We start from the raw sequence: 14130 nt of genomic DNA on the forward strand, positions 1-14130 counted from the left end.
GCTTCAGTAGGCTCCCGGGGTGACCGAACAGGACTCGAAACCCTTCCTCTACGTCGTCGTCTGCGCCGCCGGCATCGCCGCCGACGTCGGCAGGCTGATCGCCGCCGCGCAGGAACGGGACTGGGAGGTCGGGGTCTTCGCGACCCCGGTCGCGATGGGCGGCTTCTTCGACACGGCCGCCGTCGAGGCACGGACCGGGCGGCCGATCCGTTCGGCGTGGCGAACTCCCGGCGACCCGCGACCCTTTCCGCCCCCGGACGCCGTGGTCGTCGCGCCCGCCACCTTCAACACGATCAACAAATGGGCGGCCGGTACGGCGGACACCCTCGCGCTCGGCACCCTCTGCGAGGCGTACGGCCTCGGTGTCCCGACCGCCGTACTCCCTTGTGTGGGCGAGGCGTTGGCCGCCCATCCCGCGTACCGGGCGAGCCTGGCCCGGCTGCGCGAGATGGGCGTGCGGTTCGGCGAGCCGTACGCCGGCGAGGTCCAAGAGAGCGGCAGGCGCCCGGAGTTCGGCTGGGAGCGGGCCCTCGACCTGCTCTAGCCGCAGGTCACGGTCGGCCCCGCCAGCATGCCGCCGGTGTACAGCGCCTGGCCCTGCGGCATCCAGTAGCCCAGCTTCGAAACCACCGTGGAACAACGGGATTTGAGGGTGACCCGGACCACCACCGTGTCCGGGTGCCCCGGCTGGAGATCGGTGAGCGCGCAGTCCAGGGCGTGTGGGAGCCGGTCCTGTGCCGGGTAGCGGCCGATCAGCGGATTGACGCAGCGCGGGTCGGACGTGGTCAGCTCGGCCCCCGTGCCCTCCTGCGCGATGAGTCCGAACCGAGCGCTGCCGTCGCCCTGGTCGCTGTACCGGCGGACCGTGTACGTCAGGGTCGTCACCGAGTCGGGCCGCAGGGTGCTCCGGTCGACGTCGATGCCGTGCGTCGCCTTCGGCACGGGCGCGGTCAGCGTGAGCGTGGCGTGCACGGTGCCCTGCACATCGACGCCCTCGGGCATCGACCAGACGCGCACGGTCGCCGTGAAGTCGTAGGTCCCCGGCCCCGGATACTGGCCCGACCCCGGCAGCGTGCCGGACGCGACTGGCGCGCCCGCGCGCAGCGCGGTCCAGGTGCCCGAACTGCGGCACGCGTACCGGGCGACCGGCGCGTGCCGTCGGCAGCTCGCCGGAGCCGATACCGCCATGGTGGGAGTACCGCTTCCCGCGCAGAGACTGACGGCGGCCCGCTGCCCGTGCGCGCCGTGCAGGACGCCCGCGGGCGCGCACAGCGTCGACGGCGGCTCGGGCGCGGGCGGCGCCGGGTCCGTGCCACCCCACGCGGGCGACACCAGGGCCAGCGGCAGCACGGCCGTCCCCAGCAGGATCCTCAGTCTGGTCCAACGTCTCGGCACCGCGTTCCTCCCGTACGGCCACGACCGGCCGGACGCCGGTCGTCTGCGCCGAGAATGCGGGTCCACGGCAACGGCCCGACCGCTCCCACGCCGGTCGGCCGGGGGCGGTCACACCAACGCCGGACGCTCAGGAGCGGCGCGGCGTTGCTGGTGGTGCCGGTTCCGCGCCCGGTGGTCGAGGGCGGTCTCTCCCACGTCGGGCGCCGTGAGTGGTGCGGTGTCGCCAGTGGCTCCGGGGTGTGGACGGTCCGTGCGACGCCGGATGCCATTGCGTGGCGCGGCGCGACATTGCTGGTGGTGCCGGTTCCGCGTCCGGTGGCCAAGGAGCGGTCGCCCGTCGTCGCTGGGACGCCCGTCAGTGTCCCAGTGGTGCTCGCAGCTCCGGCTGCAACAGCTCCCCGTGCGCCCGTACGAGGTCGTCGCACAGGTCCCAGATCCGCTCGACCGGCAGGGCCGCCGCCGTGGCCGGGTCGGTCATCGCCGCGTGGCGGATGTGGCGCGGGTCGCCGTCCGTGGCCGCGCGGACCACCAGGTCGGTGACCGAGACGTACGCGCTGTTGAGGGCCGCGCACTGCGGGGGCAGGGCGCCGACCCGGGTCGGCTGGATGCCCAACGCGTCGACCAGGCACGGGACTTCGACGACCGAGTCGGCGGGGAGGTTGTCGATCAGGCCCCGGTTGGGGACGTTGCCGTAGACCGTGCGGGGCGTGCCCGTGACGATGCTGTGGATGATCTGCGGGGCGTACTCCAGCGTGCCCTCGACGGGGAGCGGGGTGCCGGCCGCCAGGGCCTCGCGGGTGCGTTCGTAGCTCGCCGTGTTCTCCTCGATGATCTCCAGGTACGCGCCGACCGGCAGCCGTAGCCGCTCGATCTCCTCGGGGTGGGGCAGATACCAGGGCACGTACTCGGCGGAGTGCTCGCTGGTCTCGGTGGGGTAGTGGCCGAGCCTGCGATACATGTCCACGCGGACCCGGCGCGGCAGTTCGGGGTCCTTCGCGATCGCCTCGTCGAGGAGCGGGTACAGGCTCTGCCCCGCCCGCTCCCAACGCAGCACCCAGGACTGGTGGTTGACGCCCGCCGCGAGGTACGAGACCTTCTCGAAGGGGACGCCGACGAGCTGGCAGAGGTCGTGCATCGTCCAGTACACCGAGTGGCACAGGCCGGTCGCCCTGAGGGCGGGGGCTACGCGGCTCAGGTAGAGGAGGTTCATGGCCATCGGGTTGGTGTAGTTCAACAGGTGGGCGTCCGGGCAGAGTTCGGCCATGTCCTCGGCCAGTGACCGCAGGACCGGGAAGGTGCGCAGCGCGCGGAAGATGCCGCCGATGCCGAGGGTGTCGGCGATCGTCTGGCGCAGCCCGTAGCGGGCCGGAACCGCGAAGTCGGTGCGGGTGGCCTCGTTCATGCCGACCTGGACGATGTTGACGACGAAGTCGGCGTCCGCGAGGGCCGCCCGGCGGTCGAGGTGCGCGGTGATCTCCGGTCGTGCGCCGCGTACTTGGGCGATGTGCCGGGCGGCGCCCTCCGCGGTCGCGAGCCGCCGCGGGTCGATGTCGTGCAACGCGATCTGCGCGTGGGCGAGTTCGGGGAAGGAGAACAGGTCGGCCAGCAGGCCCTGCGTGAACACCACACTGCCGGCGCCCACGAAGGCGATCCTGACGTCGGTCATCGGGCTCCTCTGATGATGGGTCAAGTACCGTGAGTGGCTCATCCCTTGAGGCCGCTCGACGTCAGCGACTGGATGAACGTCTTCTGTGCCAGCAGGAACGCCACCAGCACCGGCACCACCGTGACGACGTTGCCCGCCATCACCGCCGACCACTTGGTGTGGTGCTGTCCCTGAAAGGTCGTCAGGCCCAACTGGAGGGTGTAGTTGGTGTCGTGGTCGATGGCGATCAGCGGCCAGGACAGGTCGTTCCAGGTGGACAGGAAGGTGAGGACGGCGACCGTGGCGAGCGCCGGGCGGGCCAGCGGCATGACGATCGAGAACAGCACCCGCAGCCGCGAACACCCGTCGATCCAGGCGGCCTCCTCCATCTCCCTCGGCAGCGCGAGGAAGAACTGCCGGAACAGGAACACCGCGAACGGCGTCACCAGCGACGGCAGGATCAGCGCGCCCAGCGAGTCGATCAGCCCGAACCACTTCATCACCAGGAACGTCGGGATCATCGTCAGCTGGAACGGCACGACCATCGTCGCCAGCATCAGCCCCAGCAGCAGCCGCGACCCGGCGAACCGCATCCGCGCGAACGCGTACCCGCCGAGCGAACCCAGCAGCAGATTCGACACCACCGCCACCGACGCGACGATCAGCGAGTTGGCGAACCAGCGCGGGAACATCGCGTTGCCCAGCACATAGCGGTAGCCGCCGAGGTCAACTCCCTTGGGCCACAAGGCGGGTGGGAAGCGGTTGATCTCCGCGTCCGACATCACCGAACTGAGCAGCAGCCACATGAACGGCAGCGCGAAGCACAACGCCAGCGGCGCAAGCACCAGATGCCACGCACTCACCCGCCCTGCCCGCCGCGCAGTCATCGGACCCCTCCTTCTGTACGGCCCTGCCGCCGCCGTACGACCCGCAGCGCGCCGCCGGCCACCAGCAGCGCCACGGCGAGGACGTACGCCGACGCGGCGCCGTAGCCCGCCGTGAACATTTGGAAGGCCTGCTGCCAGACGAAGTAGACGATCACCGTGGTCGAACCGAGCGGCCCGCCCTTCGTCGTCACATAGATGAGGTCGAACACCTGGAGCGAGGTGATGAACTGCCACAGCAGCAGGAAGACGGTGACCGGGGTGAGCGCCGGCAGCGTCACATGGCGCAGCACCTGAGCGCGGTTCGCGCCGTCGATGCGGGCCGCCTCGACGAGTTCGGGCGGCACGTCCTGGAGCGCGGCCAGATAGACGACGACACAGAAGCCGACCCCGCTCCACAGCGAGATCAGCACCAGCAGATACAGCGCCTGGTCCGGGTCGGCGAGGAACCCCTGCGCGGAGACGCCGAGTTGGTGCAGCAGCGCGTTCGCGACACCGAACTCCGGGTCGAGGATGAACGAGAACAGCACCCCTTGCGCGGTCGCCGACACCACGAACGGGATGAACACCAGCGTGCGGTACAGGCTGATCAGCCGGATACGGCGATTCAGCGCCAGCGCGAGTGCCAGTCCGCCGACCAGGCTGAGCGGCACGTACAGGGCCGCGTACAGCAGCGTGTTGCCCACCGCCGTACGGAAGTTGGGGTCCTGGGCCAGGGCCCGGTAGTTGTCGAGGCCGACCCAGCGGCCGGGTGTGACCAGGTCGTCGGCGCGGAACGACAGCAGCAGCGACCAGACGACGGGCACGACACTCAGCCCGAGGATCACCACGACGGACGGAGCGATGAACGCCCAGGCGGTGGACCGCTCTTGACGGGCGCGCCGGCGCGCGGCCCGGGCGGTGGCCGCGTGCTGCGCGGGAAGGGTGAGGGCGCGGGGCAGTGTGGACATCGGGGTCTCCCGGAAGGGGGAAGTCACCTGGGGATCAGCAGGGCCGCGTCGGCCTTGTCGGCGCAGGAACGGAGCGCCCGCTCGGGAGAGTCCCGGCCGAGCAGCACGGAGACGATCGCCTCGCCCAACGCCTGCGAGATCTGCGGATACGCGGCGTGGACGGGCCGGACGCGGGCCGAGCGCAGGGTGTCGGTGAAGACGTCGAGACCGACCGTACGGGCGCTGTGCTCCCGCCACTCCGGCCGCGCGGCGGTGCCCGTGCTCAGCGGCAGACCGCCCGCCGAGATGTCCCAACGGACGTCGTGGACAGGCGAGTTCATCCATTGCACGAACTCCACGGCCGCCCGGGACCGTGCCGCACCGTTGTCGAACACCGTCCAGGTGTCGGGCCCGGAGATGGTCACCGCGTGCCCGCTGTACGTGGGCAGCGGCACGACCCCGTAGTCGATCCTCGCGGTGACGATGTCGGGGAGTTCCCAGGGGCCGGTGGCCACCATGCCCATACGGCCGTTGAGGAACACCTGGTAGAGCTGCTCGCTGCCGGGTTTGGTGTCCAGGTACACGCTCCTGTCGCGGCCGAGCCGGTCGAGCGTGCGCAGGGCCCGGACGCCCTGGTCGGCGAAGCCGATGTGCCTGCCGTCCGGCGCGACGACCTCGCCGCCCAGATCCCAGAGCATCGGCCACAGCCGCCACACCGTGTCCTCGTCGCCCACGGCGGGCCAGCCGGTGCCGAAGACACCCCGGTCGTGGTCGGTCAACTCCCTTGCCGCGTCGGTGAATTGGTCCCAACTCCAGCCGGGCTTCGGGTAGTCGAGCCCGGCCCGCCGGAACAGCTTCCGGTTGTAGACGACGGCCAGCGAGTCCAGCACCGCGGGCGCGGCCCGCACCCGCCCGTTGACGGTGACCGCGTCCCGCACCGGCTTCCAGAACGTGTCCCACGGTGTCGGACCGGCCCGCATCGCGGACGTCAGGTCGACGACCCGCGGGCTGCGCGCCACGCTCGCCAGGTCCGAACCGAAGATGTAGGCGATGTCCGGATAGGAACCGGCGGCGAGCGCGGCGGTCACCTTCTGGAGCATCGCGTCGGCCAACACCCCACCCCCGCCCGCGTCCACGCGGATCTTCGGATGGGTCCGGTTGAACTCGGCGACCAGCGCCTGCACCGCCTTGCGGCCCGTGTCGGACTGCCCGTGCCACAGCTCCACGGTCACCCGGCCGTCCGCGCCGACCCCGTCGGAGCCGCCGGCCGCACACCCGCTCGTCACGGCGGCCGCGGCCGCCCCGAGCAGCAGCCCCCGGCGTGAGATGTCCGTCGAGGTTCCGTACGAGGTCCGTGCCGCTGTGGTCGCGACGGCGCGGCCCGGGATCGCGGCCGTCCCGGGACCTCCGACGCGGGAGACACCCTTGGCGGGCATGTCCGCTCCATGAATCGCGGGTACGACCCCGCCTCGGACCGGATGGCGTCGCGGTCCTGGCGACTGTGGCCGGGCTTGGAACCTGTCCGCTACCGGCTGGGCGCACCTCTGCGTACCGCGCCGCACGCGCGGGCACGTCCAGGATCAAAGCGCCCGGCCGCGGCACCCGTCAAGGGTGCGCGCACATGCCCGACTTCGAGTGCCCACGAGGTCGTACGCTCCGAAGCGGTACCGAACTCGAAGGCAGGAGCAGCAACGATGCAGTACGTGAAGCTCGGTTCGACCGGCCTGGACGTCTCGCGGATCTCCCTGGGCTGCATGACCTACGGCCTCCCGGACCGCGGCACCCACGAGTGGACCCTCGACGAGGAGGCGTCGCGCCCGCTGATCCGGCAGGCGCTGGAGGCCGGGATCAACTTCCTCGACACGGCGAACGTCTACTCCGACGGCACCAGCGAGGAGATCACCGGCCGGGCGCTGCGCGACTTCGCCCGCCGCGACGAGGTCGTGCTCGCCACCAAGGTGCACGGCCGGACCCGTCCCGGACCCAACGGCGCCGGACTCTCCCGCAAGGCGATCATGTCCGAGATCGACCACAGCCTCGAACGTCTCGGCACCGACTACGTCGACCTCTACCAGATCCACCGTGCCGACCCGCACACCCCCGTCGAGGAGACGATGGAGGCGCTGCACGACCTGGTGAAGGCGGGCAAGGTGCGCTACATCGGCGCGAGTTCGATGTACGCGTGGCAGTTCGCCAAGCACCAGCACACCGCCGAACGGCACGGCTGGACCAAGTTCGTGTCGATGCAGAACCACTACAACCTCCTCTACCGCGAGGAGGAGCGCGAGATGCTGCCCCTGTGCGCGGACCAGGGCGTCGGCGTGCTGCCGTGGAGCCCGCTGGCGCGGGGCCGCCTCACCAGGGACTGGGGCACCACCACCGAGCGCAGCAGCACCGACAACTTCGGCAACCGCCTCTACCAGGACGGCGACCGCGCCATCGTCGAGGCGGTCACCCGCATCGCCGGCGACCGGGGCGTCCCGCGTGCCCAGGTCGCCCTCGCCTGGCTGCTGCACCAGAGCACGGTGGCGGCGCCGATCGTCGGCGCGGCCAAGCCGCAGCACATCGAGGACGCGGTCGCCGCCGTCGAGCTGGAGCTGAGCGACAAGGAGTTGGAGGAACTGGAGCAGCCGTACGCGCCGCACGCGATCAGCGGCCACTCCTGACGGTGCGTCAGTTCGGGCCGTGCGGTGCGGACCATGTGCCGTACGGCCCCGCTCCTGTCGCCCGGTGAACTCCGCACAGAGCCGGTCGATGTCGTCGTACCCGAACAATCCGCGCGCGAGGCGGAAGCCGGTTTCCGTGACGTGTTGTCGCCGCCGGTGTGCCGGAGTCCGTGATCGAGTTTATTGGTTGGCCGCGAACTGCGTCCTCGGTTCGGTCGTGGAAGTCGCCAACTCCTCCGGGCCTGCCGTCTCGCCCGGCAAAGGGTCGGGCGGTCGGAACATGACCTGGGAAAACCGGAAGAAGGACCGCCGCTGAGGCTGGAGTGCCCGGTGCGACGGCCCGGTCCGGCCAATGGTTTCTGGATTTCCCGTGTGGATACGGTGGCAATCCCATAACGGACCCGATTGACGAATCGTCAAATCGCGTGGGCCTGAACGCAAAGCACAAAACTGAGGCAGACCTTGTTCCGCCTCGCTGACCTGTGCAAAGGTGTGCCTGTCGGCGCGCGGGCACATAGATGATTCCCCTCCGTGCGCTCGAGGCCGCTCCCGTACGTCACCCCCCTTGCTTCAAAAGAGCTGCCCCAGGCGGACGTTCGGGATGCCATCAATCGGACGGGTGGACTCTGTCACCCCGTCGGCGAGGTCGCATACCCGCCGGTATGTGCCTGATTCCGCGTTTCACCTGGAGGAATGCAGCCGTGACGGACCCAGGTCCCTCGAATTCCCCGACTTCCGCTCACCACTTCGAAGTGACCGACGAACAGCTCAGCGCCGAGCTGAAGAAGTGGACGGGGACGACGCCCGCGCTGCAACCCGTGGGTGAACTGCTGGACCGGCACTGGGAAGCGGCCTTCGCCTATGCGCGGCTGTGCACCGACGGACCGCACCACGCCGGAATGCTCACCACGGCCGCTTTCACCCGGCTCTTCGGGGAATCCCTGCGGCAGTCCGGACCGACCGCGGCCTGGCGCCCCCAGGTGCTGGTCACCGTCCGCCGTATCGCCACGGAATGGGTCGCCGACCACCGGCAGGAAATGCTCCACCCCGATCTGCGCTGGTCGAACGGCGACATCGACCGCGTCGCGGCCCGACTGCTGCCGGTGCCCGAACGGCGGCTGATATCCCGGGCGTTCCAGCGGCTGCCCCAGTCGGCCCGCACGCTGCTGTGGCACATCGACGTCGAGTCCGAACCCTTCTCGGTGCCCGCCGGACTGCTGGGTATCGACGAGGAGGGCGCCGACATCGAACTCGGGCGCGCCCGCGGCCGGTTGCGCGAGGAGTGCCTCCAGGTCCACCGCGAACTCGCCCAGGACGACGAGTGCATGCGCTACATCCGGCTGCTCGACGTCACCTTCCGGCGCGGTGGCGCGGAGGTCGACCCGGACCTCGCCATGCATCTCTCCGTCTGCAAGCACTGCCGCTACACCGCCGACCAGTTGAACCAGTTCAACGCCGGACTCGGCATCGCGCTGGCCGAGGCGGTGCTCGGCTGGGGCGCGCGGGCCTACATGGAGGTCAGGGCCGGCAGCCGCGCGCTGCCCGCCGAGGTCTCGTCCGCCTCGACCGAACTCGTGGTGCGGTCCGGCCCGCGGCGCGGTGAACTCCGAACGGCCCACAAGGCGCGCCGCCGGGTCCGCCGCCGCAACCTCGCCGTGGCCGTGCTGACCGTGAGCGGACTGGTCGTCCTCCCGCTCGTCCTGTGGTCCACAGGCGGCTTCGGCGGCGACAAGACCACCACCGAGAACCAGGCCGCCGGCGCCTCCGGCACGGGCAAGGAGTCCGCCAACCCCTCCTGGGTCGGCAAGAGCGACGCCACCACCCAGGGCACGCTCAGCGGCCGGCTGCACAACGTCGAGTCCGGCCTGTGCATCGGCGTCGCCGGCAACAAGCCCCTCCAGGGCGTCGAGGCCGTACTGCAGACCTGCTCCTCGGCGGCCGGCCAGCAGTGGTCGTACGAGACCGACGGACAACTGCGCAGCACCGCCGACCCCGGCCTGTGCCTCGACTCGCACCTCGCCTTCGAGGTGCAGCTCGCGCCCTGCACGAGCACGTCGTCGGCGACCGCGAAGAACATCCGCTACGACTTCACGCTCCAGGGCATCCTCGTCCCGCGCTGGAACCAGGACCTGGCGCTGACGCCCGCCTCCACCGACGGCGGCGGCGCGCTCGTGCTGAAGACGCGGGCGGACGGCACCGCCCAGCGCTGGGTGTTCGACACCTCGAAGGCCGACCCGCAGATGCAGGTCGTCAACTGGGACACCGACACCACCGACTCGCCGACCCCCACGACCAAGAAGGCTCCCCCGAAGGCGACGCCGACCCCGACGATCACCCCCACTCCCACCCCGAGCGCGTCGACCCCGCAGTCCACGCCGACGACGGCCGCACCGACCCTCGACTACTGCGACTACTACCCGTCGTACTGCTCGGGCGGCGGCGGGGGCGGCTGGGGAGGAGGCGGCGGTTACGGGGGCGGATACGGCGGTGGGTACGGGGGCGGATACGGCCGCTGACCCTCAGTGCGGACGGTGCGGCGGTGGCGGCGGCAGGGTCGAGATGCCCGGCGCCGCCTCCGGCCACACCAGCAGCACCGGACAGGGCGCGTGATCGACGGCGAACCGTACGGCGGGCCCGAGACTGTGCGGGCCCAGCCGGGCCCGGTCGCCGTCACGGGCCAGCACCAGCAGATCCGCGTCCCCGGCGGCGGCCACCACCTCACGCTCGACCCGCCCGGCCCGCTCCACCCGGGTGCAGGGCCGCCCGAGCCGCTCGGCCGCCGCGTCCAGCAGCTCCGCCGCCGACGTACTGCCGAGATCCTCCAGCCGGGTCCCGGGATCGCGCCGAGGACCACCCCGGCCGAGCAGCCCGGCGAACGCCCCGTGCGCGACCTCGGGCACATCCGGCCCGCTCACATGGAGCAGCACCACCTCGGCGTCGTCCGGCGCATGCGTCCGTACGGCGTCCACGCAGGCGGGCCAGGTGCCCTCGACCAGCCAGGCGATCACACGCATTCGGTCTCCCTCGGTGTCAGAGAACCTGGAGCGACACCCACAGTGCCACCGTCGCGGGGACGAGCGCCGACGGCACGGCGAGCAGCCCCAGCTTCGTGAACTCCTTGAGATCCACGCCGTGTTCGTGCTGATGCACGATCCGCCGCCACAGCAGCGTCGCGAGCGAACCGGCGTAGGTCAGGTTCGGCCCGATGTTCACTCCGAGCAGCACGGCGAGCACGGCCCCGGGCCCGGACTGCGCGGTCAGCGGCAGCAGGACCAGCACGGCCGGCAGATTGTTGATGAGATTCGCGAGTACGGCGGCCAGTGCGGCGATCCCGAGCAGTGCCGCGATCCCGGTGCCGCCGGGCAGCAGGTGCCCGAGCGCGTCCGACAGCCCGTTGTCCACCACCGCCCGCACCACGATCCCGAGCGCCAGCACGAACGCCAGGAAGGACGGGGCGGCGGCCCGCACGACCGTGAGGGGGGTCGCCTGCCGCCGTAGCAGCGCCCGGCCGGCGAGGACGAGTGCCCCCGCCAGCGCGGCCCACGCGGGATCGATGCCGACCGCCGAGGTCAGCACGAACCCGGCGAGGGTGCAGGCCACCGTCGCCAGCGCGAACACCGGCAGCTCGGGCTTGTCACCGGAGGTGGGGGAGGGTGCCGCCGCCGCGAGGTCGCGGGCGAAGAACTTGCGGAACACCAGATACTCGGCGCCGATCGCGACCAGCCAGGGCAGCGCCATCAGCCCGGCGAACCGGGTGAAGCTCAGGCCGCTCGCCGCGAACGCGAGGAGGTTGGTGAGATTCGAGACCGGCAGCAGCAGCGAGGCGGTGTTCGACAGATGCGTGCACGCGTAGACGTGCGGCTTGGGGCGCACCCCCATCCGGGACGCCGTCGCGAACACGACCGGTGTCAGCAGCACGATGGTGGCGTCCAGACTCAGGACCGCCGTGATCACCGAGGCCAGCGCGAACACCGCCGTCAGCAGCCGGCTCGGACTGCCCTTCGCCCACTCGGCCATCCACGCCCCGCAGGCCCGGAACAGGCCCTCCACATCGCAGAAGTGGGCCAGCACGAGCACCGCGGCGAGGAACCCCACCACCGGCCCGAGCTGCTCGGCCTCCGCCCGCGCGTGGTCGAGCGAGATCGCCCCGGTGGCCACGGCGACCCCGGCGGCCGGGACCGCCATGACCGCCTCCGGCCACCCGAAGGGCCGGACGACGGCCCACACGAGGACGGCGACGAGCAGGACGACGGACAGGGCTTCGGCGAGCGGGGTGTTCAGGGGACGGTCCTCCGGGACGCGGGACGTGGTGCCCGCCCCATGTAACCAGGCCGCGGCGCGCAACCCGTGCTCAGGCGCCCGTACCCGCGCTGAAGACTGTCAGTCGTACCGAGGACGAGTTCCCCGACACCGGCACCGTGCCGTTCGTCCACGTCACCTTCAGCGGGTCCTTCTCGTCGGGCGGCGTCACCACCAGCGTGACGGGGGTGGCCGTCTTCGCGCCGCTGATCTCGGGGTTGGAGAAGGTCAGGCCGGCCCAGGCGCTCTGGCCCGGCTTCAGCGTGACGGTGGTGACCGTGCCGCCCGACTCGCGCACGGGGTTCGCCCCCAACTGCGTGCCGGACGCGTTCACGAACGCGGCGCCGGGAAAGCCGCGGACCGTGCAGGTACGGCCGGAGAAGTTGGTGAGGATGATCGGGAAGTTCTCCTGCCCGGCACCCGGGTCGTTGTCGCCCACGTCCGCCCGCAGCTCGGAGGTGTGGCACCGGCTGCTGCCGGTGACCCCGCTCCCGCCGGAACTCGACGAGGACGACGTGGAGGAACCCGAGGAGGTCGAGGTCGAGTCCGAACCGGTGGCGGTGTCACTGCCGCTCGACGGGGAGACCGGCGTGCCCGACCCGTCGGCCGAGGGGTCACCGCCCGCCGGCGCGGCCGTACCCGACTGGGTCTGCGGGCTGCTCACCGTGCCGCTGCCGTCGCCACAGGCCGTCGTCAGGCCCAGTACGGCGACCGCGCTCACGAGCAGGGCGGCCCGGCGCAGGGACTGGGACGTGTTCGCCATCTTCGACACTCCTGGAAGTTCACCGCACAGCGCCTCGCGCGCCGTCACAGTGGTCCGATGCGCGTGTGCGCCGAAAGGTTCGCGGGACCGCCGGATTTTTTCGGCGGCGACTCCGACAGTAATTCCGAAACGCCGACCGTGATCAGGTGACCCGCAGCGAGCGGAGTATGCGGGTGGTCGCGTCACCGCTGTGCTGCCGGATCTGGACGTAGACCTGGGGCTGCGCGGTGCCGCCGACCAGGCGCAGCGCGGTCTCCGAGAGGGTGCCGGTGGCGCCCGAGCAGTCGCTCCAGGTGCGGATCGTGCCGCGCCAGTTCGCGCTCGAATAGGCGTGGCTGCCGTCGTAGTGACAGCCGGAGTGGGCGATGGCGTCCACCTCGGTCGTCACGCTGCCGTGCTCGCTCAGGCCGATGAACACGCCGTTCACGTCCGCCGAGAGGTCCGGCCACTTCGCCAGGTCGTCGGCGACGGCCAGCCCCGGCTCCTGCCCGGACTGCAGGCCGAGTGCCTGCGGATTCCAGCCCGAGTCGCGCAGTTGACGGCCCCAGGTGGCAGGCACCTCCACCGCCACCCGACCCGTGCTGTCCTTGACCTTCAGTTGCGAACTCCCGGACGACGACGGCAGGTTGAGCACCAGGGCACCCGCACCGGCGGCCACCACGACGAACAGCCCCGCCATCAGCGCGACGCTCCGGTGCCGGCTGTGCGGCTTGTGCGCGGGGGCGGCCTTGACGCGTGCGGGGGCCGGGGCTCCGCCCAGTCGCTCCAGCTCCTCCGCGAACGCCCGCGCCGTCGGCCAGCGCCGCTCCCGGTCCGGCTCCAGCGCGCGCAACAGGGCCCGCTGCACCTCGGGCGACACGTCAGGTCTCAGCCGGTCCGGCCGTACGACCTGCCCGGGCGCCCCCGGAACCGTGCCGGTGAGCAGTTCGTAGCCGACCGCGCCCAGGCTGTACACATCGGCGCGCTCGTCGATGCCCGAGCCGGGCTGGGCCTGCTCCGGCGGCTGATAGCCCGCCGAACCCGCGGCCAGGGTGAGCCCCGAGGCGTTCGCCAGGCTCTTGGCCAGGCCCAGGTCGGCGAGCAGGACCCGGCCGGTGCCGTCCGGGGTGGTGCGCAGCAGCACGTTGGTCGGCTTGATGTCCCGGTGGACGATGCCCGCCTTGTGCAGCGCGGCGGCGCCCCGGGCGGCCAGCGCGGTCAGCCGCAGCACCTCGGGGACGGGCAGCGGACCGGCGGTGAGCAGATCGGCGAGGGTGCCGGCGTCGGCGTACTCCATGACGAAGTACGGCCGTCCGTCCGGCAGTTCACCGATGTCGTAGACCTGCACCACCCGGTTCGAGTCGGCCCTGCGCAGCAGCCGGGCCTCGGACAGGAAGCGGTCGACGATGTCGAGGCGGTGCGCCCAGTTGTCGGCGAGGACCTTCACGGCCACCGGGGCTTCGAGCACGTCGTCGTGCGCGAGCCAGACCGTGCCGAACGCGCCGGTACCCAGGCGGCGTTCGAGTCGGTAGCGGCCGATCTGTTCGACGAAGTGCATAGGACTATCATG

The 14130-nt window shown here is 71.4% G+C and carries 12 protein-coding genes; 3 read left to right on the forward strand and 9 right to left on the reverse strand.

The features are described from left to right. Positions 1-19 precede the first annotated feature (19 nt). Positions 20-544, forward strand: a complete 525-nt coding sequence (locus ACIRRY_RS05055) for a flavoprotein (RefSeq protein ID WP_403968009.1) — start codon at positions 20-22, stop codon at positions 542-544. Here ACIRRY_RS05055 and ACIRRY_RS05060 read toward each other — a convergent pair. The 5 genes from ACIRRY_RS05060 to ACIRRY_RS05080 form a co-directional block, all read right to left on the reverse strand. Beyond that, positions 541-1395 (reverse strand): hypothetical protein, encoded by an 855-nt coding sequence (locus ACIRRY_RS05060; RefSeq protein ID WP_403968011.1) that lies wholly within the window; start codon positions 1393-1395, stop codon positions 541-543. The genes ACIRRY_RS05055 and ACIRRY_RS05060 overlap by 4 nt on opposite strands. A gap of 355 nt (positions 1396-1750) precedes the next feature. Continuing rightward, positions 1751-3061, reverse strand: coding sequence for an alpha-glucosidase/alpha-galactosidase (locus tag ACIRRY_RS05065; protein ID WP_403968013.1), 1311 nt, complete (start codon positions 3059-3061; stop codon positions 1751-1753). Positions 3062-3099: 38 nt separating this feature from the next. Then, entirely contained in the window at positions 3100-3927 is an 828-nt protein-coding gene (locus tag ACIRRY_RS05070) for a carbohydrate ABC transporter permease (protein WP_403968015.1), read from the reverse strand. Further along, entirely contained in the window at positions 3924-4874 is a 951-nt protein-coding gene (locus ACIRRY_RS05075; protein WP_403968017.1) for a carbohydrate ABC transporter permease, read from the reverse strand. The genes ACIRRY_RS05070 and ACIRRY_RS05075 overlap by 4 nt, the downstream gene beginning before the upstream one ends. A 23-nt stretch (positions 4875-4897) precedes the next feature. After that, positions 4898-6289 carry an ABC transporter substrate-binding protein gene (locus tag ACIRRY_RS05080; protein WP_403968019.1) on the reverse strand — a complete coding sequence of 464 codons (1392 nt, stop codon included), beginning with the start codon at positions 6287-6289 and terminating at the stop codon, positions 4898-4900. Positions 6290-6547: 258 nt separating this feature from the next. Between ACIRRY_RS05080 and ACIRRY_RS05085 the strand changes: the two genes are divergently transcribed. Together ACIRRY_RS05085 and ACIRRY_RS05090 are read left to right on the forward strand one after the other, a co-directional pair. Then, on the forward strand, positions 6548-7519 hold the full coding sequence (locus ACIRRY_RS05085) for an aldo/keto reductase (protein WP_403968020.1): 972 nt from the start codon (positions 6548-6550) through the stop codon (positions 7517-7519). Between the two features lie 701 nt (positions 7520-8220). Continuing rightward, positions 8221-10035, forward strand: coding sequence for a ricin-type beta-trefoil lectin domain protein (locus ACIRRY_RS05090; protein WP_403968022.1), 1815 nt, complete (start codon positions 8221-8223; stop codon positions 10033-10035). A 3-nt stretch (positions 10036-10038) separates the two neighbouring features. On the opposite strand, the gene ACIRRY_RS05095 is transcribed toward ACIRRY_RS05090, so the two are convergent. From ACIRRY_RS05095 to ACIRRY_RS05110, 4 genes are all read right to left on the reverse strand, one after another. Then, on the reverse strand, positions 10039-10533 hold the full coding sequence (locus ACIRRY_RS05095; RefSeq protein ID WP_403968024.1) for a universal stress protein: 495 nt from the start codon (positions 10531-10533) through the stop codon (positions 10039-10041). 16 nt (positions 10534-10549) lie between these two features. Beyond that, a complete protein-coding gene (locus tag ACIRRY_RS05100) occupies positions 10550-11863 on the reverse strand; it encodes an SLC13 family permease (RefSeq protein ID WP_403968026.1) in 1314 nt (437 codons plus the stop codon). 7 nt (positions 11864-11870) lie between these two features. Further along, the gene (locus ACIRRY_RS05105; protein ID WP_403968028.1) at positions 11871-12581 is read right to left on the reverse strand and encodes a DUF4232 domain-containing protein; all 711 of its coding nucleotides are present in this window, start codon (positions 12579-12581) and stop codon (positions 11871-11873) included. A 142-nt stretch (positions 12582-12723) separates the two neighbouring features. Beyond that, positions 12724-14118: a serine/threonine-protein kinase gene (locus ACIRRY_RS05110; RefSeq protein ID WP_403968030.1), complete on the reverse strand. Its 1395-nt coding sequence runs from the start codon at positions 14116-14118 to the stop codon at positions 12724-12726. Positions 14119-14130: the final 12 nt, after the last annotated feature.

The organism is Streptomyces sp. NPDC101776 (assembly GCF_044766845.1).
Taxonomy (GTDB): domain Bacteria; phylum Actinomycetota; class Actinomycetes; order Streptomycetales; family Streptomycetaceae; genus Streptomyces.